23 protein-coding genes are annotated in these 25069 nt (G+C 66.1%); 9 read left to right on the top strand and 14 right to left on the bottom strand.

Annotated elements, in window-relative coordinates; all coding sequences use genetic code 11:
* Window positions 1–77: 77 nt before the first annotated feature.
* The 9 genes from ACSF9G_RS21285 to ACSF9G_RS21245 form a co-directional block, all read right to left on the bottom strand.
* On the bottom strand, window positions 78–974 hold the full coding sequence (locus ACSF9G_RS21285) for an EamA family transporter (protein WP_436644159.1): 897 nt from the start codon (window positions 972–974) through the stop codon (window positions 78–80).
* Window positions 975–1014: 40 nt separating this feature from the next.
* A complete protein-coding gene (locus ACSF9G_RS21280; RefSeq protein ID WP_436644158.1) occupies window positions 1015–1767 on the bottom strand; it encodes an SDR family oxidoreductase in 753 nt (250 codons plus the stop codon).
* Window positions 1768–1898: 131 nt separating this feature from the next.
* Complete coding sequence (locus ACSF9G_RS21275) at window positions 1899–3494, bottom strand: ABC transporter substrate-binding protein (protein WP_436644157.1); 1596 nt, start codon at window positions 3492–3494, stop codon at window positions 1899–1901.
* Between the two features lie 11 nt (window positions 3495–3505).
* Complete coding sequence (locus tag ACSF9G_RS21270; protein WP_436644156.1) at window positions 3506–5857, bottom strand: sensor histidine kinase; 2352 nt, start codon at window positions 5855–5857, stop codon at window positions 3506–3508.
* 80 nt (window positions 5858–5937) lie between these two features.
* On the bottom strand, window positions 5938–7194 hold the full coding sequence (locus tag ACSF9G_RS21265; RefSeq protein ID WP_436644155.1) for an MFS transporter: 1257 nt from the start codon (window positions 7192–7194) through the stop codon (window positions 5938–5940).
* 133 nt (window positions 7195–7327) lie between these two features.
* Window positions 7328–9154: an ATP-binding cassette domain-containing protein gene (locus tag ACSF9G_RS21260; RefSeq protein WP_436644154.1), complete on the bottom strand. Its 1827-nt coding sequence runs from the start codon at window positions 9152–9154 to the stop codon at window positions 7328–7330.
* A 60-nt stretch (window positions 9155–9214) separates the two neighbouring features.
* A complete protein-coding gene (gene hemP / locus ACSF9G_RS21255; RefSeq protein ID WP_436644153.1) occupies window positions 9215–9397 on the bottom strand; it encodes a hemin uptake protein HemP in 183 nt (60 codons plus the stop codon).
* 455 nt (window positions 9398–9852) lie between these two features.
* Window positions 9853–11040 (bottom strand): pyridoxal-phosphate-dependent aminotransferase family protein, encoded by a 1188-nt coding sequence (locus tag ACSF9G_RS21250; RefSeq protein WP_436644152.1) that lies wholly within the window; start codon window positions 11038–11040, stop codon window positions 9853–9855.
* Window positions 11041–11169: 129 nt separating this feature from the next.
* Entirely contained in the window at window positions 11170–12072 is a 903-nt protein-coding gene (locus ACSF9G_RS21245; RefSeq protein ID WP_436644151.1) for a helix-turn-helix domain-containing protein, read from the bottom strand.
* Between the two features lie 123 nt (window positions 12073–12195).
* Here ACSF9G_RS21245 and pobA point away from each other — a divergent pair, with 123 nt between their 5' ends.
* On the top strand, window positions 12196–13371 hold the full coding sequence (pobA, locus tag ACSF9G_RS21240; protein WP_436644150.1) for a 4-hydroxybenzoate 3-monooxygenase: 1176 nt from the start codon (window positions 12196–12198) through the stop codon (window positions 13369–13371).
* A gap of 22 nt (window positions 13372–13393) precedes the next feature.
* Here the strand turns inward: pobA and ACSF9G_RS21235 are convergent, their stop codons facing one another.
* Window positions 13394–15094: a sensor histidine kinase gene (locus ACSF9G_RS21235; protein WP_436644149.1), complete on the bottom strand. Its 1701-nt coding sequence runs from the start codon at window positions 15092–15094 to the stop codon at window positions 13394–13396.
* A 296-nt stretch (window positions 15095–15390) separates the two neighbouring features.
* On the opposite strand from ACSF9G_RS21235, the gene aroQ reads away from it, so the two are divergent.
* Window positions 15391–15831, top strand: coding sequence for a type II 3-dehydroquinate dehydratase (aroQ, locus tag ACSF9G_RS21230; RefSeq protein ID WP_436644148.1), 441 nt, complete (start codon window positions 15391–15393; stop codon window positions 15829–15831).
* A 123-nt stretch (window positions 15832–15954) separates the two neighbouring features.
* Window positions 15955–16698, top strand: coding sequence for a response regulator (locus tag ACSF9G_RS21225; RefSeq protein ID WP_436644147.1), 744 nt, complete (start codon window positions 15955–15957; stop codon window positions 16696–16698).
* A gap of 102 nt (window positions 16699–16800) precedes the next feature.
* Here ACSF9G_RS21225 and ACSF9G_RS21220 read toward each other — a convergent pair whose 3' ends face one another.
* Complete coding sequence (locus tag ACSF9G_RS21220) at window positions 16801–17388, bottom strand: L,D-transpeptidase (RefSeq protein WP_436644146.1); 588 nt, start codon at window positions 17386–17388, stop codon at window positions 16801–16803.
* A 55-nt stretch (window positions 17389–17443) separates the two neighbouring features.
* The gene (locus tag ACSF9G_RS21215; RefSeq protein WP_436644145.1) at window positions 17444–17848 is read right to left on the bottom strand and encodes a hypothetical protein; all 405 of its coding nucleotides are present in this window, start codon (window positions 17846–17848) and stop codon (window positions 17444–17446) included.
* A 253-nt stretch (window positions 17849–18101) separates the two neighbouring features.
* On the opposite strand from ACSF9G_RS21215, the gene ACSF9G_RS21210 reads away from it, so the two are divergent.
* The 4 genes from ACSF9G_RS21210 (at window position 18102) to ACSF9G_RS21195 (ending at window position 21403) form a co-directional block, all read left to right on the top strand.
* Entirely contained in the window at window positions 18102–18326 is a 225-nt protein-coding gene (locus ACSF9G_RS21210; protein ID WP_436644144.1) for an ABC transporter permease subunit, read from the top strand.
* A complete protein-coding gene (locus ACSF9G_RS21205) occupies window positions 18319–18753 on the top strand; it encodes a GFA family protein (RefSeq protein ID WP_436644143.1) in 435 nt (144 codons plus the stop codon). The genes ACSF9G_RS21210 and ACSF9G_RS21205 overlap by 8 nt, the downstream gene beginning before the upstream one ends.
* 170 nt (window positions 18754–18923) lie before the next feature.
* Window positions 18924–19820: a beta-keto acid cleavage family enzyme gene (locus ACSF9G_RS21200; RefSeq protein ID WP_436644142.1), complete on the top strand. Its 897-nt coding sequence runs from the start codon at window positions 18924–18926 to the stop codon at window positions 19818–19820.
* Window positions 19821–19924: 104 nt separating this feature from the next.
* Window positions 19925–21403 (top strand): carnitine 3-dehydrogenase, encoded by a 1479-nt coding sequence (locus tag ACSF9G_RS21195; protein WP_436644141.1) that lies wholly within the window; start codon window positions 19925–19927, stop codon window positions 21401–21403.
* Between the two features lie 8 nt (window positions 21404–21411).
* Here ACSF9G_RS21195 and ACSF9G_RS21190 read toward each other — a convergent pair whose 3' ends face one another.
* The gene (locus ACSF9G_RS21190; RefSeq protein ID WP_436644140.1) at window positions 21412–21873 is read right to left on the bottom strand and encodes a MaoC family dehydratase; all 462 of its coding nucleotides are present in this window, start codon (window positions 21871–21873) and stop codon (window positions 21412–21414) included.
* A 702-nt stretch (window positions 21874–22575) separates the two neighbouring features.
* On the opposite strand from ACSF9G_RS21190, the gene ACSF9G_RS21185 reads away from it, so the two are divergent.
* Window positions 22576–23475, top strand: coding sequence for a phosphatase PAP2 family protein (locus ACSF9G_RS21185; RefSeq protein ID WP_436644139.1), 900 nt, complete (start codon window positions 22576–22578; stop codon window positions 23473–23475).
* 32 nt (window positions 23476–23507) lie between these two features.
* Here ACSF9G_RS21185 and ACSF9G_RS21180 read toward each other — a convergent pair whose 3' ends face one another.
* Complete coding sequence (locus tag ACSF9G_RS21180) at window positions 23508–24077, bottom strand: GNAT family N-acetyltransferase (RefSeq protein ID WP_436644138.1); 570 nt, start codon at window positions 24075–24077, stop codon at window positions 23508–23510.
* A 323-nt stretch (window positions 24078–24400) separates the two neighbouring features.
* On the opposite strand from ACSF9G_RS21180, the gene ACSF9G_RS21175 reads away from it, so the two are divergent.
* Entirely contained in the window at window positions 24401–25042 is a 642-nt protein-coding gene (locus ACSF9G_RS21175; protein WP_436644137.1) for an AprI/Inh family metalloprotease inhibitor, read from the top strand.
* Window positions 25043–25069: the final 27 nt, after the last annotated feature.

The raw sequence follows: 25069 nt of genomic DNA, 5'->3' as shown, positions 1-25069 counted from the left end.
TTCGGGCGGCGGGGCGTCCTGGAGGGCGAACGCGATTTCGCCGCCGGTCGCATGGACCGTGGCGGGCGGCTGCGGTGTCACCCGTACAGGATCATGATGACGCCGAGCACGAGCAGGCCGATGCCGACGGCCTCCATGCGCGACGTCTGTTGCCGGAACAGGCGCCGCGACACGATCTGGGCGAACAGGATCTCGATCAGGCCGAGGGTGCGCACCGGGGCGGCGTGCTGGATCGCGAAGGCGAGAAACCAGAACTGGGAGGCGAGCGCGCCGAGGAACCCGGCGGTCATGGACGGCCGCCACATCCGAAGGATCGACCGCAGGGTGTCCGGCCGCCGCAGCAGGAGCAGCGCGGTGACCGTCGCCGTCTGCAGGGCAAGCGCCACCACGAGGGTGCTGGATGCGGCGACGATGAAGCTGTCGGCGGTGCTGGCCTGGATGCCGCCGCGATAGGCGACCGCCGACAGGGCGAACATCGCGCCCGAGCCGACGCCGAGCGCGCTCGCGCGGGCGATGCCGTCGCGGTTCGCCGTCTTGGTCGGCCACGACATCAGCAGGACGCCCGCGGTGGCGATAACGACGGCGAGCACGACCGTGCCGGTCGGCAGCTCGGACAGGAACACGACCGAGAAAAGCAGAACCAGAACCGGTTCGGTCTTGGTGTAGGCGATGGCCACGACGAAGGAGCGCAGGTCCATCGCCGCCAGCATCAGCGCGGTCGCACCGAACTGCATGCCGGCGCCCACGGCGGTCCAGGCCAGGGCGTTCGCGCCCGGCAGCGGCGGGGCTTCGCCGGTGACGGCAACGACCGCGATCAGAAACACGACGGCGAACGGCAGGCCGAACAGAAAGCGCACATGCGTCGCGCCGACCGTGCCGAGCGTCGCGGTGAGTTCCTTCTGCATGGCGTTGCGCATCGTCTGCGCACCGGCGGCGGTCACCGTGAAGACCGCCCAGAGCCATTCTCCGAACATGATTCAAACCATTGAGGATTGGAAGGACCGTTGCCCGTCCCTAGCCGCGGCCGACGAAAGGCATCTTGGTGGCCATCACCGTGATGGTCTGGACGTTGGCGTCGAGCGGTAGCCCGGCCATGTAGACGATCGCGTCGGCGATATGGCTGGAATCCATGGTCGGCTCGGGCATGGTCTCGCCGTTCGCCTGTGGCACGCCTTCGGAAAACCGCGCCGTCATCGGCGTCGCGGCATTGCCGATGTCTATCTGGCCGACGGCGATATCGTATTTTCGCCCGTCGAGGGACGCCGACTTGGTGAGGCCGGTCACGGCATGCTTGGTCGAGGTGTAGGGGGCGGAGTTGGGCCGCGGCGCGTGCGCGGAGATCGAGCCGTTGTTGATGATGCGGCCGCCGCGCGGCGACTGGTCCTTCATGTGCCTGAAGGCCTCGCGGACGCACAGGAACATGCCGGTGAGGTTGACGTCGACGACCTGTTTCCACTGGTCGAGCGTTAGGTCCTCGAGCATAACCGGGGGGGCGCTCATGCCGGCATTGTTGAACAGAACGTCGATACGCCCGTAGCTGTCTTTCGCGGCCTTGAACAGGGCGGCGACCGAGTCGGCGTCGGTGACGTCGGCCGGCACGGCCAGGGCTTTTCCGCCGGCTCCGGCGATTTCCGCAGCGACCGTCTCGAGTGGCTCCTTGCGCCGTCCGGCGAGCACCACCGCGTATCCGGCCTCGGCGAGCGCCAGCGCGGCCGCCTTGCCGACTCCGGTTCCCGCACCGGTCACTAGGGCAACTTTCTCGGCCATGAGGTTCTTTCCTCCCAGCTCAGGCACGGCGCGGCGTGCGACTCGTTTGCGGCGCAACGTATACACGGGGGCTGCGCGATTCCAGAGGAACTTGGCGGGCGGCGTTCATCGGCCCGCGGGGCGGCGTCGCCTCAGTACTTGAGGTCGACGTTGTCGAAGGGATGGCGGCCGAGCGGATCCATCTTGAAACCGTCAACCTCCTTGCGCGCGGCCATGAAGACCACCGAGTGGGCGAGCGGAACCCAGGGCGCCTCCCGCTTGAAGATCTCCTGCGCCTTGCCGTAGAGCTTCTCCCGGACTTCCTGGTCGTAGCTGAGCTTGGCCCGGGTGACGAGGGCGTCGTACTCGTCGTTGCACCAGCGCGCGACGTTGTTGCCGCCAATGCGCGCGGCGGTGCAGCCGAGCAGGACATGCAGGAAGTTGTCCGGATCGCCATTGTCCCCGGTCCAGCCGTAGAGCGCCATAGAGTGCTCGCCGTCCTGCAGGCTGGTGCGGTAGGCGCCCCATTCCTTGGTGACGAGTTCGGCGCGCACGCCGATCCTGGAGAGATCGGCGCGGATCATCTCGGCGATCCGCTTGGCGTCAGGGCTGTAGGGCCGGCTCACCGGCATGTACCAGAGGTCGGTCTCGAAGCCGTTCGGATACCCGGCTTCGGCCAGCAGTCCCTGGGCGGCCGCGGGGTCGTAGGGATAGTCCTCGATGTCGTCGTCGTAGGACCAAAGCGTCGGCGGCACCGGGTTCTTCGCGACCACGCCGGCACCGGCATAGGCGCCGTCGATGATCGCCCGCTTGTCGATGGCCATATTGATGGCGCGGCGGACGCGCACGTCGTCGAAAGGCGGCTTCTGGGTGTTCAGCGCCAGATAGCCGATGTTGAAACCCTCCTGCTTCAGTAGCTTCAGGTTCGGATCGTCGGCTATGCGCTGGGTGTCGGTCGGATTCGGGAAGGCCATGACATGGCACTCCCCGGCCTTCAGCTTGGTCAGGCGTACCGCCGGGTTCGGCGTTATGGAGAAGACCAGCGTGTTGATCGGCTGGGCGCCCTCCCAATAGTCGGGAAACACGCGGTACCGGACGGCGACGTCGCGCTGGTATCCGGCGAAGGAAAACGGGCCGGTGCCGACCGGTTCCCGGTCGAGCAGTTCGGGCGTGCCGGCGGCGAGCAGCTTGTCGGCGTATTCGGCCGAAAGGATCGAGTTGAAGGGCATCGCCATGTCGGCGAGGAACGGGGATTCCGGTCGCGTCAGCTGGATGCGCACCGTCATGTCGTCGACCTTGTCGATCGACTTCAGCAACTCCGGCATCCCCATGTCCTTGAAATAGGCGTACTCGGCCGCCGACACGTTGTGGAAGGGGTGATCCTCCTTCCACTGCCGGTGCAGGGAAAACAGAACGTCGTCGGCGTTCATGTCCCGCGTCGGGGTGAAGTCCTCGGAGGAATGGAACTTCACGCCGGGGCGCAGGTGGAAGAGGTACTCGGTGCCGTCGGGCGAGATCTGCCAGGATTCGGCGAGCGCCGGCCGGATCCGGGTGGAGCCGGGCACGAACTCGACCAACTGGTTGAACATCGGCCGCGCCGCGTTGAGGCCCGTCGTCGTCGTGACGATCTGCGGATTGAGCGCTTCCGGATTGCCTTCCGAGCAGAAGACCAGCGTCTTGGCGCCCGCCGGCGCCGCCGCTGCCGCCAGCGCGGCGGTCATGACGGCGATCTTGATCGAAACCCTCATATCTTCCTCCTTCAGGCCACGGTCGCGACGCGGTCAGGAACGGAATCGGCGACGGAGGCCGGTATCTCGACGATGAACGTCGTGCCCTTGCCCGGGGTGCTCTCGACGTCGATCTTGCCCTGCAGGGTGCCGGTCACGAGGTTGTAGACGATGTGAAGTCCGAGCCCGGTGCTGCCGAGCCGGCGGCCGGTCGTGAAGAACGGGTCGAAGACCTTGCCGACATCGTCGGCGCCGATGCCCTTGCCGTCGTCGGCGAAGACGATCCGTATTTGGTTCTCGGACGGCTCGCTCACGGCAACCGATATCATTCCCGCCTGCTCCGCGTCGTAGGCATGGGTGAGGGCGTTCATGATCAGGTTGGTCAGAACCTGGCCGAGGGTGCCGGGATAGGTATCGAGTACGAGCCCGTCCCTGCACGAGAACGTCACCGTGTGCCGCGACTTGCGGAGCACTGGCCCGAGGCTGGTCATCAACTCCTCGAGCCAAACGCGCATGTCGAACTGGCGCCGTTCCCCGCTTGCCTGGTCGGCGGCCACCTGCTTGAAGCTGTGCACGAGCTCGGCCGCGCGGTTCAGGTTCGCGAACAGGAGGCTCGCGCCTTCCTTCATGCGATCGACGAAATTGTGCAGTTGCGACCGCTTGATCTGTCCGGATTCCGCGATTTCGGAGAAGCGCTTGACCTCCTCGCTGATCTGCGTGCCGGTCGTCAGCGCTATGCCGACGGGCGTGTTGATTTCGTGGGCGACGCCGGCGACGAGCTGGCCGAGCGAGGCGAGCTTCTCGGCCTGAATCAGCTCGGCCTGGGTGCGTTGCAGCTCCGACAACGCCAGGTCGGCCCGTTCCTTGGCGCGGCGCAGGTCCTGCTCCCGCTTGCCGATCTCGGCGACGAAGAAATTGGCCGAGCGCGCCATTTCACCGAGTTCGTCGGCGCGTTCGGCATCGGCGACGGGACCGGCCATCGGGTCGGCGGCGAGATGAACCATGCCCTGCTGCAGCCGAAGAAGGGGCCGGGTGATCGAGCGGGCGACGAAATAGGCCGTCGCGGCGCCAAAAAGAAGGCCGGCGGCCGCGCCGAACACCAGGATGTTCCGGATGGTGTTGCCGATCTTCTCCGCATCGGCCGTGAACAGGTCGTTGAGGGCACGGGCGCCCTCAATCATCGTCACCGCGGACCGGTCCATGTCGGCGATCCGCTCGTTCTGCTGGCGCAACACCTCGGTCGCGGTGCCGAGCCCTTCGCGCCACTGGTCGATCGCGTCGATCATCTCGGACTGGATCAGGGGCGAGATCGGCAGCGCGGCGACGGTCTGCGGCAGCGTGGCGCTCTCGGCGAGAATCGTCGCGGTCGCTTCGGGATCGCGTTCCACGAGAGCGGCGGCAGTGCGCTGACCGAGCTTGAGGACCTCGATGGCGACATTCTGGGTGGCGCGCTCGGTCTCGTTGGCCTCGACCGAATAGGCGACGAGCTGGGCGATCTCCTCGTAGAGCGCCCGCTGCTCCGTGGCCTGGACCTTGAGCAGCCGGTCGGACCAGTCGGCGAGTGCCTTGCTGTCGTTGGCCAGCGACCTCTCGTCCGAGATAACCGGCTTCCGGTCTCCTTCCAGAAGCGCGGCGATCGCTTCTTCATAGGTCGTCGCGAGGGACTGCAGCTCCACCATCGCGGAGGAATCCGCGCTGGCGAGCGAAGCGGAAAGACGCACCGTGGCGTTGCGCAGCCGGCCGATATCGAAACCGAGCTGCAACGTGTTCTTGTCGATGTCGCCGGGATCGGCCAGGACGAACATGGCGGAATGCAGTTCGGCCGCGTCGATGGCGTCGCGCAGTTCCTCCGCCGCGTTGACGAGTTCGCGGATGCGCCGGTAGGCCGCGTCGCGATCATGCAGGGTCTGGATGATCTCGGCGTTCGACGTGCGTTGGCGTTCGCGGGCCTCGTCGGTCAGCGAGATCAACAGCCGCGCCCGTCCACCCATCTCCTCCACGAGCCGGTCGTTCTGGATCGTCGCCCGCATGAACTCGTTCATGCTGCCGACATAGTGGGAGAGCGCGTCGCCGGAGGCGGTGGTCGCTTCCCGCAGGGCGGGGGCACGGGCGACCTGCGCCAGGTCTTCCAGGTTGAACCGCGCATCGGATGCGAACGTGGCAAAGCGCTCGGCGTTCACGCCCCGGTTGGAGGGTATCGCGTTGACATATTCGTCGCGCGCCGTCATCGCGACGAGGAGGTTGCGGTAGGTCGCGCCGGCGAGCACCGCGCCGCTGCGGGCGCGTTCGGCCTCGTTGAGCAGAATCCAGGCGACCGCGGCGATTGCCGCCGCTATGGCGATTGGAATTCCGCCGACAAGGAACACCCGGTAGGTGATGCGCATGCGGGCTTTTTACCTTGGGTCGGGCCAAACCGCCACGGATACCAAGGTTTCGGATAGGGATTTATTGTTTCCGTGCTGTATCAGACCCGGCCGGTAAGGTGGCGCGCCCGGCGCAGCGCCGGGAACAAGTAGGCCCAGACCCCGGCGACCGCCATCGTGCCGATGCCGCCGACGACGACGGCGGGAACCGTCCCGATCAGCGCGGCGGAGATCCCCGCCCGGAATTCGCCGAGCTCGTTGGAGGCGCCGATGAAGACGAGATTGACGGCGTTGACCCGCCCGCGCACGGCGTCGGGCGTCCAGAGCTGCAGGAGCGTTTCGCGGATATAGACGCTGATCATGTCGGCGGCGCCCATCAGCATCAGCGCGACAATCGAAAGCCAGACGATCGTCGACAGGCCGAAGACCACAGTGAAGAAGCCGAACGCGGCAACGAACACGAACATGGCCAGGCCGGCATGGTCGCGGATCGGCCGCTTCGCGAGATAGAGCGCGACCGCCACGGCTCCGATGCCGGGACCGGCGCGCAAGAGGCCAAGGCCCCAGGGGCCGACGTCGAGGATGTCGCGGGCATAGACGGGCAGGAGCGCCACGGCACCGCCAAGCAGCACGGCAAACAGGTCGAGCGAGATGGCCCCGAGCACGACCTTCTCGCGCCAGACGTAGCGGAACCCGGCGATCAGCGTTTCCCAGTTGGATTTCTGCGGGACGGTCTTCTGCACGGGGCGCGGCACGAACAGCATGAAGACGGCGCCCAGCGAAAACAGTGTCAGGGCGGTGGCCAGTGCCGTCGCGGCCGAGATCCCGTAGAGCAGGCCGCCCGCCACCGGCCCGACGATCGTTCCGATCTGCCAGGAGGAGGTGTTCCAGGCGATCGCATTGTTCAGGTCCTCCGGCGGCACCAGATTGGCGACGAGCGACTGGGCGGCCGGTCCGACGAAGGCGCGCGCGATGCCGAAGAAGGTCAGCACGACGAAGATCGGCCACACCGCTGACGGGCCCGCGACCGTAAGTCCGAGCAGGGCAGCGGCACAGGCGCCCTCGGCCAACAGGCAGACGGCCATGATCAGGCGACGATTGTAGCGGTCCGAGACGGCGCCGGTCACCAGGACGAGCAGCAGCGCTGGCAGGAACTGAACCAGTCCGACGAGGCCGAGATCGAAGGGATCCCGGGTCATGTCGTAGATCTGCCAGCCGACCGAGACCGAGACGATCTGGATCGCGAACATGGAGACGAAGCGGGCAGCCCAGTAGAGTGTGTAACCGCGATGCCGGAAGGCACTTCCCATCCGGTGCTCGGCGATATCCTTGTCGGCTATCGGATCGTCGGAGGGCATCGGCTGATCGGGACGGTTCCGGTGGGGCCGGCTCAAGCGGTCTTCAAGGGCCGGGCACGTAATTCCTTACAGAAAGTCCGGGGCTCCGTCACGCCTGTCTCTCGTGCCGGGGCGGCCGGCGCGAAGCAAATGGTCAGGCGCTCTCGATCTCCTCGCGCAGGATCTCGAGTTCGAGCCATTGCTCCTCGGCCGCGGCCAGATCCGCTTCGGCGCGGGACAGCTTGTCGCTCCTGTCGGCGAAGGTATCCGGATCGCGCGCGTAGAGGTCCGGATCGGCCAGCGCCTCGCGGGCCGCGGCGATCTCTGCCTGCAGCGCCTCCATCCGCGCCGGCAGGGTCTCGAGCGCGTGCTTGTCCTTGAAGGACAGGCGCCGTTTGGACTGCGCGCGATCGGGTGCGGCGTGCTTGTCAGCCGGTTCGCGAGGTTTGGCGGACTTCGTCGCGGGCGCCTTCTCGCCGGTCGTATCCCCCGCCTTGCCGCGCTGGACGATCATGTCGGAGTAGCCGCCGGCGTATGAAAGCCAATGGCCGTCGCCCTCCGACGCGATGACGGAGGTGACCGTGCGGTCGAGGAAGTCGCGGTCGTGGCTGACCAGCAGCACGGTGCCCGAGTAGTCGGCGATCAGTTCCTGCAGCAGGTCCAGCGTCTCCAGATCGAGATCGTTGGTGGGCTCGTCCAGGACGAGAAGGTTGGAGGGCCGCGCGAAGGCGAGCGCCAGCATCAAGCGGCCGCGTTCGCCGCCCGACAGTGCCGAAACCGGGGATCCGGCCTGCTCCGGCGTGAACAGGAAGTCCTTCATGTAGCTCATGACGTGGCGCGGCTTGCCGTCGACCATGACCGTGTCGCTGCCCCCGCCGGTCAGCGTGGCGCGCAGGCTGGTCTCGGGATCGAGCCGGGCGCGGCGCTGGTCCAGGCTGGCGACGTCCAGGTTCATGCCGAGTTTCACCCAGCCGCTGTCCGGCGCGAGCTCGCCGATCAGCATCTTGAGCAGCGTGGTCTTGCCGGCGCCGTTCGGGCCGATGATGCCGATCCGGTCGCCGCGCTGGATACGGACCGAAAACGGTTCGACGACGGTGCGGTCGCCGAAGGCCTTGGAGATGGTCTTGGCCTCGATGACCAGCTTGCCGGAAATCTCGCTCTCGGCGACTGCCATGCGCGCGGTATCGGGAGCGTGGCGGTGCTCGCGGCGGGCCTTGCGCAGATCGTGCAGGTTCCCGAGCCGGCGCTGGTTGCGTTTACGCCGCGCGGTGACGCCGTAGCGCACCCAGTCCTCCTCCATGGCGATCTTGCGGTCGAGCTTGTGGAGGTCGCGCTCCTCCTCCTCGAGCACCTTGTCGCGCCATTCCTCGAAACCGCCGAAGCCGCGGTCGACCGACCGGGTCGTGCCGCGATCGAGCCAGACGGTCGCGCGCGACAGGGTTTCCAGGAACCGCCGGTCGTGGCTGATGATCACCATCGCCGAGTTGGACGTCCGCAACTCGCGTTCGAGCCACTCGATCGCGGGAAGGTCGAGATGGTTGGTCGGCTCGTCGAGGAGCAGGATGTCCGGGCGCGGAGCGAGCGCACGGGCGAGGGCGGCGCGGCGGGCTTCGCCGCCGGACAGGTTCGCCGGGCTCTCCTCGCCGGTGAGGCCGAGCTTCTCGAGGACGCGCAGGGCCGTATACGGATCGTCCGTCGGCCCGAGGCCTGCCTCGACATAGGCGAGCGTCGACTTGAAACCGGCGAAATCCGGCTCCTGCTCGAGGTATTGAACCGTCGTGCCGGGCTGAAGGAAATAACGACCGGAATCGGGTTCGATCCGGCCGGCGGCGATCTTCAGAAGGGTCGACTTGCCGCAGCCGTTGCGGCCGACGAGGCAGATGCGGGCGCCAGGCTCGACCGAAAGGTCGGCGCCCTCGAGCAGCGGTGTGCCGCCGAAGGTCAGATGGATGTCCTGGAGGAGAAGGATCGGGGTCGCCATTGTCCCGCGGACGTAGCCGCTCCCGGCGCGCGCCGCAAGAGCGCGCAGGCGTATCCGGGGTTACTTGTTCAGGATCAGCTTGCCCTGGCGGGTTATGCGCAGCACGTAGCGCTCCTGATTGTGGCGGATAACCAGTTCACGCCTCCCTTTGAACAGGTCGCTGGACTCGACGGAGTCCTCGGGCTGGGACGCGGTGTCCGCCGGGGCTGCGGAGGGGGACGGCGAACGCCTGCCGGTCTGCATCTGCCAATTCGATCCCTTGCTACGATTGGTGTTCCGGTCGCCTCGATGCGCCCGTTTATAAACTTGACTTTTATATTCATATTATCGTAGAAAACAACTGCCGATTGCGTCGCCACCGCGAGCGACCGCCCGAGGCACGCTTCAAGCAAGCAACCGGCCAGCCGGCCGGACAGCCAGCAAAATTCATCAGTTCTCAAAGCGTGGAATGCCGCGCGCCTCGGCGGGCGACTTCAGCGGAGAGCCAGGGATACGGCGCTCTTGTCGCACGGACAGCCATTTGCAGGCCGACCGGGCCCGTGGTCGGGGGATCTGGGTCTGGCGGGCCGGATGTCCGGGTGAAAGGGAACCGTAGCCAGCCGCCGGGTCGCGCGTCGGACGTCCTTCGCCTCCTCCGACACTTGCCCGGCGGCACTCTTTCAAGTCGCCGTGATGCCGGCTACATCAAGCTGGCCACATCAAGCCGGGACGTTGTCGCCCAGATAGTCAACGGCGGCCTGGATCGCGCCGGGGCCATGCGGGATCTTCAGGGCTTTCAGCGCCATGTCGATCGAGGCGAGCATGCCGAGCACCATCGGCGCGTTGGCATATCCCATATGGGCGATGCGTAGCGCCTTGCCCTTCAAATCGCCGATGCCGCCGCCGACAGTGACGTTGCACTTGTCCAGGCAGTAGGCCTGGATCGCTGCAACGTCGAAGCCGCCGCCGACCAGAACCGCGGTGATCGATGCCGATCGCGACTGCGGATCGAGGATGTTGAACTCGAGCGCGCCGCCTTCCGCCCATGTCTCGACGGCGCGGTGGGTGGCGCCCGCCAGCAGACGATGGCGGTTCCAGGCGTTTTCCAGCCCTTCCCCAAGGAGGATGTCGAGCGCCGCGCGCTGGCCGAACAGCAGGTGCTCGGGCGGCGTGCCGCAGTATTTCTGGTAGTGCAGCTCGCCCTCGCGCGCCGTCCAGTCCCAGTAGAGCGTGCGCAGGTCGGCCGTCTTGTGGGCGGCGAGCGCCTTGTCGTTGGCGGCGACGAAGCCGAGGCCGGGCGGCGTCATCAGGCCCTTCTGGGCGGCGGAGACGGTGACGTCGATCTTCCAGGCGTCCATCTCGTAGGGCATGCAGGCGAGCGAGGCGATGGTGTCGACCAGGAACAGCGCGTCATGGCCGGCCGCGTCGATCGCGGCCCGGATCGCCGGGATGTCGTTGACGACGCCCGAGGCGGTGTCGATCTGGACGACGAGGACCGCCTTGATGCGGCCCTCGGTGTCGGCCTTCAGCCGCTCTTCCACGGCGGCGGGGTCGACGGCATGGCGCCAGGTGCCCTCCAGCGTCTCAATCTCGACGCCCAGCATTCGGGCCATCTCGCCCCAGTTATGGGCGAAGCGGCCGCTTTCGAGCACCAGGACGCGGTCTCCGCGCGACAGGATGTTGGTCAGCGCGGCTTCCCAGGCGCCGTGGCCGTTGGAGGCGTAGATGTAGGCGCGGCCTTCGGTGCGGAAGATGCCCTTCAGGTCGCGGAGAATGCTGTCGGTGTATTCGACGAGCTCTCCCGTGTAGATCTGGATCGCCGGACGATGCATGGCGCTCAGCACCTCGTCGGGTATCGTCGTCGGGCCCGGAATTCCCAGTACGTCGCGGCCGGTGCGCACCGTCATGTCTCAATTCCCGTTCTCGTTGGTGGGACCGTCCGCACTTGGAGCCGGCGGACGATGACCTTGAAGGATACCGCTTCGCTTATCTCCGCGGGCGGGGTGCGAGGTCAAGCGGCTGTCGCATGCGCGGGCCTATCGGCCGCCGTTCCGCTCGCGCCGGAACTCGCTCGGCGTCCGTCCGGTGCGCCGCTTGAAGAACCGGCAGAAATAGGCCGGATCGGCGAAGCCAAGTTCGTAGGCGACCATTTCGATGGTCGCGGACGTGTAGATCAGATGCCGCTGGGCCTCGAGCGCCAGACGGTCGTGCAGGAGATCCAAGAAGGTCTTGCCGGCGAACCGGTGGCATAGCCGGTTGAGGCGCGGCTGGCTCATGCCGAGGCGCGTGGCATAGGCGGAAACCGTCATGTGCTCGCGGTAATGATCCTCGATCAACCGGCAGGCCTCGGAGAAGGTCTCGCGGTCCTCCCCCTTCGTCTCGGCGCTCTCGCGTTCGGTCGCGATCTGCCGGCGGATCGCCATCAGAAGGGCATGGAACAGCCATTCGAACATGGCGTTGCGGCCGAGTTCCCGGGCCTGGAACTCATGCGCCATCTGTTCGAGCAGCGTCCTGACCAGCCTGGCACGCGCGGCATCCTGGCGAAAGGAAATCAACCGCGCCTCGGCGAGCAGCGGATCGAACAGGTCGTGGGCGTCGCGGTGGCCGGTATCGAGCAACAGGGTTTCCGAGACGGTGACGACGAACCCGAGGGTGCGGGCTGAGAAGCCGAAGCCGTGCACCACGTTGCCGGGAATGCAGATCGCGCACGGGCCCTCTGCCTCCTCCTGCCGGTCCTCGATCTGCACGCTGGCCGGGCCGTCGATCACGTGAACGATCTGGAACATGCGCCGATGCAGGTGCGGCGCGATCCGCCAGTCGTACAGGCTCGAGCGGACCTGGATATCCTCGATATGGATGAACTCGGGGTCGTCGGCGCCCGGCGTCTCGCCGTAGAGCGCGAAGTGGGAAACCGGTCCGCTCGCCGGATCGATGGGCATGGCGCTGTCCCCTCAAGGGCATGACGTGACCGAAAAGTACAAAGTGATCCGCCTGTCTGTCCATTAAACCGCGCCTGTCCTGTCGATAAAGTACAGAAAAAAGTCTGCATACAGGTAGGAAACATGCGCACGCAGGTGGGGATCATCGGCGCCGGTCCGTCAGGACTGCTGCTGTCGCAGTTGCTGCACCTCCAGGGTATCGACACCGTCGTACTGGAGCGTCACAGCCGGGACTACGTGCTGGGCCGCATTCGCGCGGGGGTGCTCGAGCACGGCTTCGCCGACCTGATGCGCGAGGCGCAGGTCTCCGATCGCATGGACGCCGAAGGCGAGATCCACGACGGGTTCGACATCGCCTATGATGGCAAGCGGCACCGGGTCGACCTGAAGGGCCTGACCGGCGGCAACACCGTCATCGTCTACGGGCAGACGGAGCTGACCAGGGATCTCTACGAGGGCCGCGACCGGATGGGCGGCGTCGTCGTCCACAATGCCGAAGACGTTACCCCGCATGCCTTCGACGGCAACGGGTCGCCCTATCTCACCTACCGGCTCGGCGAAGCGGTGCATCGCGTCGACTGCGACTTCATCGTCGGTTGCGACGGCTTCCACGGCGTCAGCCGCACGTCGATCCCGAAGGATGTCCTGAAGGAGTTCGAGACCGTCTATCCGATCGGCTGGCTGGGCGTCCTGTCGCGCACGCCGCCGGTCTCCAAGGAACTGATCTACGTCAACCACGAGCGCGGCTTCGCGCTGTGTTCGCTCCGGTCACAGGTGCTCAGCCGCTACTACGTCCAGTGCACGCTCGACGACAATGTCGAGGACTGGTCGGACGACCGGTTCTGGGCCGAGCTGATCGCCAGGTTGCCGGCGGACGCCGCCGCGACGATCGTCACCGGACCGTCGATCGAAAAGTCGATCGCGCCGCTGCGCAGCTATGTGGCCGAGCCGATGCGCTATCGCAACCTCTTCCTGGCGGGCGATGCCGCCCACATCGTGCCGCCGACCGGCGCGCGCGGCCTCAACAGCGCGGCGTCGGACATCTACTATCTCTATCACGCGATGGTCGATCACTACAGGAAGGGCGATGCGACCGGCCTCGACCGCTACTCCGAGCGCGCGCTGGCGCGGGTCTGGAAGGGCCAGCGGTTCTCCTGGTGGATGACGCGGCTCCTGCACCGCTTCCCCGACGCCAACGACTTCGACCGACGCCTGCAGAAGACCGAGCTCGACTATCTGTTCTCGTCGAAGGCGGCGATGCGGTCGCTGGCGGAAAATTACGTCGGGCTGCCGTTCTGAGTTGAGCGGCCGTCAGACCGGTTCATTGCGAGAGCGGCAGCTCGATCCGGAAGGTGGTGCCGCTGTCGGCCAGCGTCGGCTCTGCGGAGATGGCGCCGCCGTGCAGCTCCACGATCCGCTTGACGATCGACAGGCCCAGGCCGGTCGAGCTTTCGCCGCCGGTGGGCTGCGCCGACAGGCGCTGGAAGCGGCCGAACAGGCGCGTCCTGTCTTCTTCCGACAGGCCGGGGCCGGTATCGGAGACGCAGATCGTCGCGAGGCTGCCGTTCTGGTCGGCGGAAATCCGGATCCGGCCGCCATTGGGCGTGTACTTGATGGCGTTCGACACCAGATTGTCGATTGCCTCGCGCAACCGGTCGTAATCGGCGCGGATCGGCAGCGATATCGGCGCCATTACCGCAACGTCCTGCGATTTGCGCTCGGCCAGCGGCCGGTTGTTCTCGGCGACCGCGTTGACGAGGCGGGTGAGATCGAGCGGATGGCGGCGGATCGTGATGTCGAGCGCGTCGTCCATCGCCTCCCTGATCAGCCCCTCGATCATCGACGTCATGCGCTGCGCGGACAGGGTAATCTGGTCGACCTGCTTGCGGATGCTGTCGACGGGCAGGGGATCGCGCGTCACCTGCTGGCGCAGCATGTCGGCACGACCGAGAATGACACTCAGGGGATTCTTCAGGTCGTGCGCCACGATCCCGAGGACCTCCTTCTTGAAGGCGTTGGCGCGGTTGAGTTCCTCGGTGCGCTGGGCGACGCGTTCCTCCAGTCGGGTGTTCGCTTCCTGCAGTTCCTCGTAGAGAACGACGTTGTCGAACGCGACCGCCAGCCGGCTGCAAAAGACCTCGATCAGCGCCCGATCGGTCTCCGACAGACGTCCGCCGGTCTCGAGCAGGAACGCGACCTCGCGGTTCGTCCGGAAACGAAAGCACGCCGCAAAATCCGACTCGCCGAACACGATGCTGCCTGCGTCGACCGCGGCATCGATGAGGGCGCGCGCGTCGTCGCTCAGGTCGGCTGCGGATGCTGGCCGGTCGGCAGACTCATAGGACCCGCACGCGGCGATCACCGCCATGTCCTCCCAGCCGGCCCTGCCGCTGCCGAGAACGGCGACACCGCTGCACGCGCCTGCGACCAGTAGGGCGAGCTTGCCGAGCACCGCTTCCGTCAGTCGCTCGACGGAATGGGCGTCGAACAGGGTGGAGGCGGCGTCGATGATGACCTCGAGGCCGCGCAGGGTCTCGTCCATGCGCCGAAGCTGTTCGTAGGCACGCAGCGCCGCGGTCAGGGTGGTGAAGAGCTTGTCGGCGGTAAGCTCGGTCTTCGCCTTATAGTCGTTGATGTCGAAGTCGACGATGACGCGCCGTTCGGGCGCCTGCCCCGGCTGGCCGGTGCGCAGTATGATGCGGACGGTCTCGTTGTTCAGCTCTTCGCGGATCTGACCGACCAGCTCCAGTCCGGCCGTGTCCGTCTCCATAACGACATCGAGCAGCACCACGGCCGTGTCCGGGTGTTCGGCGAGCAGTCGCCGGCCCTCTTCGGCGGAATAGGCAGACAGGATCTCCAGGCCCCGATCCTGCAGGCGATAGCCGTGCAGGGCGAAGCGTGTGCCATCATGAACGGCGGGATCGTCGTCGACGACGACGATCTTCCAGCGCTCTCCCGGATCCGGTGCGCTCGGCTCGGCTGCGTCGTCGAGGACAATAACAAGATCGTCGTCGTTCATCACAGGATACCGTGGCTCATGCCGTCACGATGATGCCGCCGCCTTGCCGCGCTGACCGGCAAACGCCATTTGTCATCCGGAAACTTGTCCCAGCTCTCGGCGTCGAAACGATGCCAGATCAGGTCCCCAAAATTGCTGGTTGGCACGATTATAGACGATGTTCGGGTCAATCCCAGCATTTTGGCGGTTGCCGGCGGGCGGGGCGATGCGGATGACGCCGAACTGGCGACGAACCGCGCGGGATGGCATGCTGCGCCGGCAGATTCGAAACCATCGTGTTCAGGGACCGCAAGCGCCTCATGACCCGCAAGATCCTCGTCCTCAACGGGCCGAACCTCAATCTCCTGGGAACCCGGGAGCCGGACATCTACGGATACGACACGCTCGGCGATATCGAGGCGCGGCTGCGCGAGCGCGGCGCCGCCCTTGGCCTCGAGATCGATTTCCGCCAGTCGAACCACGAGGGCGAACTGGTGACCTGGATACAGGAGGGCCGCGGGACGGTCGTCGGCGGGATGATCAATCCGGCGGGCTACACCACCACCTCGGTCGCGTTGGTCGATGCGATCCTGGCGTGCGGCTATCCGGTGCTCGAGGTTCACCTCAGCAATATCCATCAGCGCGAGGCGTTCCGGCAGAAATCGCTGATTTCGACCGCCGCGAAGGGCGTGATCTGCGGCCTGGGTGCCGCCGGATACATGCTGGCGCTGGAGGCGCTCGACGGGCTGACCGGAAAATAGCCGGTATCGGCCCGTTCCCGGGCCGTCCTACTGTGCCGACTTTCCGGAACGAAAGCTGATGCGCCTCCGCGCACCGTCCGCTAGTATCGGTGTGCTGGAACCGAATGGCGTCTGCGTGATTTCGTGAGTGAAAATCCACATATATTGGTCGTCGACGACGATCCGGACGTGCGGGAGATGGTGCGAGACTACCTCGTGACCAACGAATTCCTCGTGTCCACGGCCGAGAACGGCGCGGCGATGAAAGCGGTCCTGGCCGAAAGACCCGTTCATGTCGTCGTGCTCGATCTGAAGATGCCCGGTGAGGACGGATTTACCCTCACCCGTTATCTGCGCGATCGTGGCCCGGTGGGTATCATCATGCTGACCGGCAGCGGCGAGATGGTCGACCGGGTGGTCGGCCTCGAACTCGGCGCCGACGATTATCTGACCAAGCCCTTCGACCCGCGCGAGCTGCTTGCCCGCATTCGCAGCCTGCTCAGGCGGCTGGCAAGCGGCGAGGCGAGAGAAGACGAGCCGCCGGCCACGATGGGGCACGAGGTCGTGATGGGCCGCTGTATCCTCAATCTCGATTCCAAGCGGCTGTATACCCGCGAGGGCGAAGACGTGCCGATGACGTCGATGGAGTTCGATCTGCTGAAGTCTTTCGCCGAGTGTCCGAACAGGGTGCTGTCGCGCGATCAGCTGCTCGACATGGCGCACAATCGGGACATGGAGGCTTTCGACCGATCGATCGATATCCGCATCATGCGGCTTCGGCGAAAGATCGAAACCGACCCGAGCAAGCCGGAAGTGCTCAAGACCGTGCGCGGTCTCGGCTACATGTTCGTGCCGGCGGGAAAACGAGCGAGAAGCGCGCTCGAATAAAAGCCCTGCAAAAACGCCACCGGCGGCCGGGAGGTCAGGACCGGCCGCCGGTGATCGATCAACAAGCCGCGGGGACAGCTTGTTTCAGGTGGATCGTTTGTTTCAGAGGACGACGACCTGGGCGCCGATCCTGACGCGTTCGTAGAGGTCGACAACGTCCTCGTTGAGCATACGGATGCAGCCCGACGACATGGCCTGGCCGATGGAGGCCGGCTGGTTCGAGCCGTGAATTCGGTAGATGGTCGAGCCGATATACAGCGCCCGCGCACCGAGCGGATTGTCGATGCCGCCGGGCATGTAGTCGGGCAGACCGGGCTGCCGCTTCTTCATTTCTTCCGGCGGAGTCCAGCTCGGCCATTCGCGCTTCATCGAGATCTTGTGCGCACCCGACCATTCGAAGCCCGGACGGGCGACGCCGATCCCGTAGCGGATGGCCTGTCCGCCGCCCATCACATAATAAAGCCGGCGCTCATTGGTATCGACGACGATGGTGCCGGGGGCGTAGGGACCGGAGTAGCCGACGATCTCGCGGGGGATCCGCTGGACTTTCGGCGCGGTCGTGGCGACGCGGGCCGGCTTCATCACCCGCATCGTCAGCGGGTCGAACTGGACATTGGCGTTGGCATTAGCCGGAGTGCTCGCCGTGAACGCGACTGCGGCGACCGCAATGGCAAGAGCGATCCGTTTCATTGGTACCTCCCTCAAACTCTTTTTCCTGTGTAACCGACAGGCGTTGAGATCGCGTTCAGCGCTGGGCGACAATCGTCACGGCCGGGGTAACGATCGATACACGTTCGGCCGGCCGGTCCTCGACCGTGACCACTCGCGGCCCGGTCTGCGGCGTCTCGTTGCTCGCGACGGTCAGGCAGGCGGTCGGGATCTTCGGCCAAGTGTAGCGATCGCAGCTCTTCGTAACGATGTTGAGCTGATCCGCCTTCGGGGTCGATTCCGGGGCAGGAACCGTCTCGCCGGCGCGCTCGGCGCCGAGCGCGCCGCGCAGGGCATCGCCCACATTGAAGGACGGGTAGCGGTCCTGAAGCTTGACATGTTCCACGCCGACCGTCTGCTCGCTGTGCGAGGGCTGGGTCAGGAAGACGATCCCGGTTGCGGCGACGGCCGACAGAAAGATCATCGAACGGGTGGTCAACATGGTCCTCTCCTGTAACCCCATTCGCGGGGCTTTTTTCTCTTCCGATGCTGCTAGACTAACGCTCGAGCTTTTCGATCGGTTCACGCGACGCGCAGAATTTCGTTTCAATGATTTCGGGAAACGCGGGGATTACTGTCAGTTCTCCTTACCTAAAGCGCGGTCTGTCGGGGCGCCGCGAAGAAACCCGCGACGGTCGCCAGGCCCTGGCCGCAAGCCGGTAACTCGGTGTCACCGGCGCCGGCTTATTGCCGTGATGCGCGAATATCTCGCCACCGCAACCTTCACAAGCGGACCCGGCGCGAGTACCCTGCCGTTGGTGATCCTCTCGAAGGCCAGGCTCGGAATCACCCCGGACATCAGTGCGTTGTCGACGAGTGTCTTCGTCATGGCTGCTGGTGTCGTCGGGACGGTTGTCACGAATCGCGTGCAGGCGCGGCGGCTTGCCGAAAGCGAGAAGGCATTGGTTGGGAATGGGTGAGCCACGCAGGATCAAGTACCCGGAGTTGCCGCTGACGGGCGGATGCGCGTGCGGGCGTGTCCGCTATGAGATCACGGCGCCGCCGATCGATGCCGGCTATTGCCATTGCGGCCTGTGCCGGCTGACCACGGGGGCGGTGATGCTCGCCTGGGCCACGGTCCCAATCGACGGCTTCAGGTATGTGGTCGGCGAGCCGAGCGTCTATCGGTCCAGCGAATGGGGCGAGCGGCGGTTCTGTTCGAATTGCGGCGCCCAGTTCGAGTACCGGGCGCAGAAGGATCCGAAGGTCGTCGACGTCAATATCGGTCTCCTCGACCAGCCCGATCAGGTGCCGCCGGCGAGCCACGTCTGGGTCGAGGACGAAGTGACCTGGCTCAAGATCCAGGACGACCTGCCGCGCTATCTCGGGCGCGGGCCGGAAATCTGATGGCTCCCGGGCCGCGCCCGGCTTCAAGGCTGAAACGGGCGCGGCCGTATCTCACCCGCGGGTGAGATCGTTCTTGTCGAGTGGTGTGGTTTCGCGGTTCGCTGCCGTCGTATCCTTTGGGACAGGCCGATGCGGATCGGGACCGTTCCGGCGGATCGACGGGAGGAGCCATGAACACCGACGTATTCATCACCTGCGCGGTGACGGGCGCGGGCGACACGGCGGGCAGGAGCGAGCACGTTCCGGTGACGCCGGAGCAGATCGCCCATGCGGCGATCGAGGCAGCCAAAGCCGGGGCGGCCATCGCCCATATCCACGTTCGCGATCCGGAGACCGGCAGGGGCTCGCGCGATCCCAGGCTGTATGCGGAAGTTGTCGACCGGGTGCGCTCGTCCGGCGTAGACGTCGTGCTGAACCTGACCGCGGGCATGGGCGGCGATCTGGTGCTCGGCGGCACGGAAAGGCCGCTGCCCGTCGACGAACGTGGCACCGACATGGCCGGCGCGGCGGAGCGCCTGGTCCATGTCGAGGCGCTGCTGCCGGAAATCTGCACGCTTGATTGCGGCTCGATGAACTTCGCCGCCGGCGGCGACTACGTGATGACCAACACGCCGGACATGCTGCGCGCCATGGCGAAGCGCATCCAGGCGGCCGGTGTGAAACCGGAGCTGGAAGTCTTCGACTTCGGCCACATGGTCATGGTCAAGGAGCTAACCGAGGAGGGCCTGATCGACGATCCGGCGATGATCCAGCTTTGCATGGGCATTCCCTACGGCGCGCCGGACGATCCCGATACGTTGCTGGCGCTTACCCGCCAACTGCCCAGGGGTGCCGTGTTCTCGGCCTTCTCGATCGGTCGCATGCAGCTGCCCACTGTTGCGATGGCCGCGCTTGCCGGCGGCAACGTGCGGGTCGGGCTCGAGGACAACCTCTATGTGTCGCGCGGACGGCTTGCGACCAATGCCATGCTGGTCGAGCGGGCGGTGACGATCCTCGAGGCAATGAACGCCCGTGTGCTCGGTCCCGACGAGGTGCGCGGCAAGCTCAATCTGAAGAAACGGTGGTGACGTCGAGACCGCGCCCAAGGCCCACCGGATGAAGGGCGGCGACGATAGGGACCACCTGTCCTTCGATATCCGCGAGCACGAATTGCTGACAGGGAGCCGATGCAATGACTGACATCCGCAGGGTCGGCCTCATCGGCGGCGGTGTGATCGGCGCAGGCTGGGCTGCGCGCTGCCTGCTCAACGGGCTCGATGTCGATCTCTTCGACCCCGATCCCGAAATCGGCCGCAAGACGGACGCGATGCTCGCCAACGCGCGGCGCGCCTATCGCCGGCTGTTCCCCGACGCGCGCGTGGGGGAAGGGAGGCTGCGCCTCGTCTCCTCTGTCGAGGCCGCGGTCGGGGACGCGGATTTCGTGCAGGAGAGCCTGCCGGAGCGCCTGGACCTCAAGCAGGCGGTGCTCGCGGCGGCGAGCCGGTCGGCGCGGGGCGACGTCATCTTCGGCTCCTCCACATCCGGTCTCCTGCCGAGCGATATGCAGAACGACATGGTTCGACCGGACCGGCTGGTGGTCGGCCATCCGTTCAATCCGGTCTACCTGATGCCGCTGGTCGAGGTCTGCGGCGGGGCGAAGACATCCGCGGAAGCGAAGCGGAAGGCGGCGGCCTTCTACCGATCGATCGGGATGCATCCCTTGATGCTGACGCAGGAGATCGACGGCTTCGTCGCCGACCGGCTGATGGAGGCGCTGTGGCGCGAGGCGCTTTGGCTCGTCCATGACGGCATCGCCACGACGGAGGAGATCGACGAGGCGATCCGCTTCGGGCCGGGACTCCGCTGGTCGTTCATGGGAACCTTCCTGACCTACCGGATCGCCGGCGGGGAGGCGGGCATGCGCCACTTCATGGCGCAGTTCGGCCCGGCGCTGAAATGGCCGTGGACGAAGTTGACCGACGTGCCGGACCTGACCGACGCCTTCGTCGACCGGATTGCCGCCCAGTCCGACGATCAGGCCGGGAGCATGTCGATCCGCGAACTGGAACGGCTGCGCGACGATTGCCTGGTGTCGGTGCTGTCGGCGCTCAGGACGCAGGGTTACGGGGCCGGGGCGACCGTGGACCGCCACGGGGACCTGCTCCGGGACAGGGCGCAGGCTGCGGCGGGCGAAGGCGGCATCGATCCGTCGAAGCCGCTGCATCTGCACGACTGCCGGGTCGAGAGCGACTGGATCGACGAAAACGGCCAGATGTCCGAGGGCCGTTGTCTCCAGGTGTTCGGGATCGCGTCAGATGGGCTGTTGCGCCATGTCGGTGTCGACACCGCCTACCGTCACGCCGGGAAAGGCTACCGTACGGTGGAGAGCCACATCGTGACCATCGGCGACGCTTCGTTGGGCGAGCCGCTTTACGTGACGACGCAGGTGCTCGGCGTCGATGCGACGCGGCTGCATGTCTTCCACGCGCTCCACAAGAGCGACGACGGCACACCGGTGGCGACCGCCGAGCAGATGCTGATCCATGTCGACACCGGGTCCCGCCGGTCGATGCCGGCCGACGACGCGGTGCTGGATAGGCTCAATGCCATCGCCGCGACGCAGAAGCTCCTGCCGAAACCGGCCGGCGCCGGGCGCTTCGTCGGCGCTTGACCGGCCGATCAGGCGGGTGAGCGCCGCCGCACCATGTGCAGGCAGAGGGCGGTGAATACCGTCTCGCCGTTCTGGTTCACCGTCTCGTGGCTGGTGGTGACGACGCCGCGGTCGGGCTTCGACCGCGATGGCTTAACCGCGACGACTTCCAGTGACGAGGTCAGCGTGTCGCCGGGCTTGACGGGGCGCGTCCAGCGCACCTCGTTCATGCCGGGCGAGCCGATGATCCCGTTCGGCCAGAGCTTGAGATCGAAGAACAGCCGCATCGTCACGCTCAGCGTATGCAGGCCGGAGGCGACCAGGCCGCCGAACGCGGATCCTTTCGCCGCTTCGGGATCGACATGGAAGTACTGCGGATCGAAGCGTTCGGCGAAATCGATGATATCGGCTTCGGTGATCGTCTCGGAGCGCGTGTCGAAGCGCAATCCGGGATGGATATCCTCAAGATACAGGTCGGGCGATTTTGGCATGGGCTGTCGGACGTGTGCGGGGCGGGCGCCGGGCCGCGCCATCAGGAAAGGGAGGGACGTTGCGGGTGGATGGATAGCCGGTCCGGGCGCGAATTCAAGTGCAGGGCTGTTCGCCGCGCCCGGTCGGGATGTGGGCCGACCTAATACTGGCCGACCCACGATCCCTTGATACCCGATCCCCCAACACGATATCGGGCATCTGGCAAACTGTCAGCGTACGCTGGAAAATGGTTCGCCGGGTAGATTTGGCAAGGCCTTTTCACAGTGTTCAGCATGAATGCGCCAGTCAGCATTTCCCGTCCCATGAGAACGGAACATCCGGCCAGCCGGAGGCGCGTGACGCTGGCATCGATCCGGGGTTTCGAGGGCCTCGACCGTGGCCACGGTCAAGCCGGCCCGATCGGCTATCCTGGCGCCTGTGAGATCGGTCAGGCGATGCTTTGGGGTCACGTCGATCGTCGCGTCGATCCTATGACCGGGACGCGTATTCTTTAGCAGGTGTGGGCAGGGTGACGGTTCCTGCGGATCGAGCATGACCGAATCGTTAAGATATCAACCAAGTGCCATTTAAGTTGCCGGTTCACTGTTTGACAAGTCGCCAGTCACGCGTGCGCTCGGCAAACGGGAAAACCTTGCCGCGATCGCGATTCGATGGTCGTATCGGCGCGTGACCCGTATCGATTCCATCCCTGAACAATCCGCATGATGCTGGAACCCCTGTCCAATACCGGGGCGCTGGTCCTCGTCGCCTCCGGGGCGCTGGCGGCGCTCGCCCTCTACGCGCTCGGCTGGTGGCTCCTGTCCCGGGGGCCGGCGATGCTGCGCCGGCTGCGGCCCCGTCTGGGCGAATCCTATGTGGTGACGCGCGGGCGCCCGATCCATGAATGGCTCGGTGATCGCTTCCCCCGGCTCTATCCGGCGGTCGCCGGGCGCTTAGATCCGCGGCATTTCCGCGGGCTTCCGCTCACGCTGATCGCGGTGGCGGGGTTTTATCTGGCGGTCGTGTTCTTCGGTCTGGTCGAGGCGGTGCTGGAATCCGAGGGCATCGACGCGTTCGACGACTGGGTCGTCGCGTTGGTCGCGCCGCTCCGCAATCCACATCTGGTCAAGCTGTTCACCGGGCTGACGAAACTGGGCGACACGGCGACGCTTGCCGCCGTGGCGATCGTGGCGACCGGCTTCCTGTGGGCGCGCGGTCCGACCTGGGGCATCCCGGCTGTGTGGATCGCCATCGCCGGATCACAGGTGACGACATGGACCGGGAAGTTCCTGATCGACCGGCCGCGGCCGCCGTTCCTGCTGGAGGTGACCGCCTGGTCACCGTCCTTCCCCTCCGGACACGCCACGGGGGCGATGGCCGTCTACGGCATCGTCGCCTATGTGATTGCCCGTGATCTGCCCGTCTACCGGCGCCGCTACGACGTCATCTACTGGACCGGTGTGCTGATCGCGGCGATCGCCTTCAGTCGCGTCTACCTGTCGGTGCACTACCCGAGCGACATCGCCGCGGGTCTGATCGTCGGCGGCTTCTGGCTTTTGGCGGGGATCGCGGCCGCCGAGCTGCTGCGTCGGCGGCCGGACGGGCGGCAGGCGCCGCCGTAAGGTCGGGTACGGGCGGCTGCGCGCCGAACCGGCTATTCCGCCGCGACCTTCGGCGGGCGGAACAGTGCGTTCATGAAGCCCTCGCCCTCTTCCATCGCCTCGCGCCACAACGACATCGGCGTGGGGACCGGCGGATTGATCAGGCCGTGCACGTCGCCCTCCTGCCAGTGCAGGCGCGCGCCATGCTTGCGCGCGACCCGCTGCATGCGGGCGTTTTCCGGCAGACAGGTCATGATCAGCCGGCTCAAGCCCCGGTTCCGCGCGGCGCGCAGGACGCGTCCGAGCAGGGCGGTGCCGACGCCGGTATCCTGCCAGCCTTCCTCGACGCTGAAGGCGGCCTCGGCGGTCGCCTGGAGCGGGCCGCCGACGGGGTGCAGTTCGGCGACGGCGCGGATTACGCCGTCGACGACCCAGCCGTAGACGATCGCCTCCGAGGAAAAGAGGCGATCAACATGCTGTTCGATGAACAGGTCGGACACGCTGCCGGTAAACCGGCTGCGTCGGCTCTTCGGTGAAAGCCGCAGAAGATGGTCACGGAAATCCTGCCGCTCCGTGCCGCTTACCCTCCGGATGACGCCCTCCTTCAAACCGATGTGCGGCATGTCCGCCTCCTGAAGGATGGTGATCCGTGTTGAGACGGGGAATTGTGCACTGCAGCATGGCTTTTCAAGGGCGGCCGCCGTTTCTGCTCAAAAATGATGCGGTTTGGTGAATGGCTCGTTTCGCGCCAGCGAAAATCAAGGGAAAACCGCGGCACTTGCCCGGTCGGGGAACTGGCAGCGCCGCGGGCGTTCTCACCGCAAAAAGGGCAGGACGGTCGAAAGCGAGACGTCCGACTAACAGAAATTTAGAGGCGGAGGGCTATCGGCAGCGGTGTCGCAGCGGAAAGTCGGTGCGACCGGAATTCAAATATGTGGAGGCAACAATGAACCGTGGACTTCAATTCATCCTGATCGGCGGCGTGGCGAGCCTGCTGGCGGCCTGCCAGAGCAGCTCGAACCATGTCCGTCCGACGGGAATGACAACGTACGGCACGCCGACGAGCGTCGTGGGCAAGCCGGGCGGCAATCCCAATGCCACGGTCTACTCGAAATCCAAGTCGAAATCCTGGACCAGCGCAGACGGCCGCACGAAGGTGACGAAGACCAAGGGGCGGTCGGCCAGCGTGTCTGTGGATCCGAACGCGATGATCGCCAGCGCGGCGCTGCTTGCCGGTGGGGCGATGGCCTCCGGCTACGGCGGATATGGGGGGGCCGGCGCGACGACGAGCGTGTCCGCGGCCGGGGCGCCCGAATACGTGGGCGCCTGGCAGATGACGGACGGCGACAACTTCCGCAACTGCTCCATCGACCTGAAGCCCGACGAGAGCTTCGGCGCCTATCGGGCATGGACGCGCGGCTGCTACACGACCGACCTCTTCCAAGTCGGCAAATGGCAGGTCAGGGGCCGCGAGGTCGTGCTTCTGGACATGGCGGGCAAACCGCAGGCGAGCCTGCGGCAATCCGGGCCGGGCCGGCTGGACGGTCGTATCCTGGCCAGTGGTCAGCCGATCAGCATGTGGCGCTGACGCCCAAGCCGGTGTTCGTCGCGCCTG

Source organism: Microbaculum mangrovi (assembly GCF_051390635.1).
Taxonomy (GTDB): domain Bacteria; phylum Pseudomonadota; class Alphaproteobacteria; order Rhizobiales; family Tepidamorphaceae; genus Microbaculum.
The sequence above is the reverse complement of the archived record's forward strand: the minus strand, read 5'-3'. Positions and strand labels throughout refer to the sequence as shown.

Coding starts and splice junctions, on each gene's coding strand:
- ACSF9G_RS21270 (WP_436644156.1), bottom strand. CDS start 5,857: ATGCGCATCACCTACCGGGTGTTCCTTGTCGGCGGAATTCCAATCGCC.
- ACSF9G_RS21220 (WP_436644146.1), bottom strand. CDS start 17,388: ATGAAACGGATCGCTCTTGCCATTGCGGTCGCCGCAGTCGCGTTCACG.
- ACSF9G_RS21260 (WP_436644154.1), bottom strand. CDS start 9,154: ATGGCGACCCCGATCCTTCTCCTCCAGGACATCCATCTGACCTTCGGC.
- ACSF9G_RS21280 (WP_436644158.1), bottom strand. CDS start 1,767: ATGGCCGAGAAAGTTGCCCTAGTGACCGGTGCGGGAACCGGAGTCGGC.
- ACSF9G_RS21175 (WP_436644137.1), top strand. CDS start 24,401: ATGAACCGTGGACTTCAATTCATCCTGATCGGCGGCGTGGCGAGCCTG.
- ACSF9G_RS21250 (WP_436644152.1), bottom strand. CDS start 11,040: ATGACGGTGCGCACCGGCCGCGACGTACTGGGAATTCCGGGCCCGACG.
- ACSF9G_RS21285 (WP_436644159.1), bottom strand. CDS start 974: ATGTTCGGAGAATGGCTCTGGGCGGTCTTCACGGTGACCGCCGCCGGT.
- ACSF9G_RS21275 (WP_436644157.1), bottom strand. CDS start 3,494: ATGAGGGTTTCGATCAAGATCGCCGTCATGACCGCCGCGCTGGCGGCA.
- aroQ (WP_436644148.1), top strand. CDS start 15,391: ATGACCCGCAAGATCCTCGTCCTCAACGGGCCGAACCTCAATCTCCTG.
- ACSF9G_RS21215 (WP_436644145.1), bottom strand. CDS start 17,848: ATGTTGACCACCCGTTCGATGATCTTTCTGTCGGCCGTCGCCGCAACC.
- ACSF9G_RS21200 (WP_436644142.1), top strand. CDS start 18,924: ATGAACACCGACGTATTCATCACCTGCGCGGTGACGGGCGCGGGCGAC.
- ACSF9G_RS21185 (WP_436644139.1), top strand. CDS start 22,576: ATGATGCTGGAACCCCTGTCCAATACCGGGGCGCTGGTCCTCGTCGCC.
- ACSF9G_RS21195 (WP_436644141.1), top strand. CDS start 19,925: ATGACTGACATCCGCAGGGTCGGCCTCATCGGCGGCGGTGTGATCGGC.
- ACSF9G_RS21245 (WP_436644151.1), bottom strand. CDS start 12,072: ATGCCCATCGATCCGGCGAGCGGACCGGTTTCCCACTTCGCGCTCTAC.
- ACSF9G_RS21190 (WP_436644140.1), bottom strand. CDS start 21,873: ATGCCAAAATCGCCCGACCTGTATCTTGAGGATATCCATCCCGGATTG.
- ACSF9G_RS21265 (WP_436644155.1), bottom strand. CDS start 7,194: ATGCCCTCCGACGATCCGATAGCCGACAAGGATATCGCCGAGCACCGG.
- ACSF9G_RS21210 (WP_436644144.1), top strand. CDS start 18,102: ATGCGCGAATATCTCGCCACCGCAACCTTCACAAGCGGACCCGGCGCG.
- ACSF9G_RS21205 (WP_436644143.1), top strand. CDS start 18,319: ATGGGTGAGCCACGCAGGATCAAGTACCCGGAGTTGCCGCTGACGGGC.
- hemP (WP_436644153.1), bottom strand. CDS start 9,397: ATGCAGACCGGCAGGCGTTCGCCGTCCCCCTCCGCAGCCCCGGCGGAC.
- ACSF9G_RS21180 (WP_436644138.1), bottom strand. CDS start 24,077: ATGCCGCACATCGGTTTGAAGGAGGGCGTCATCCGGAGGGTAAGCGGC.
- pobA (WP_436644150.1), top strand. CDS start 12,196: ATGCGCACGCAGGTGGGGATCATCGGCGCCGGTCCGTCAGGACTGCTG.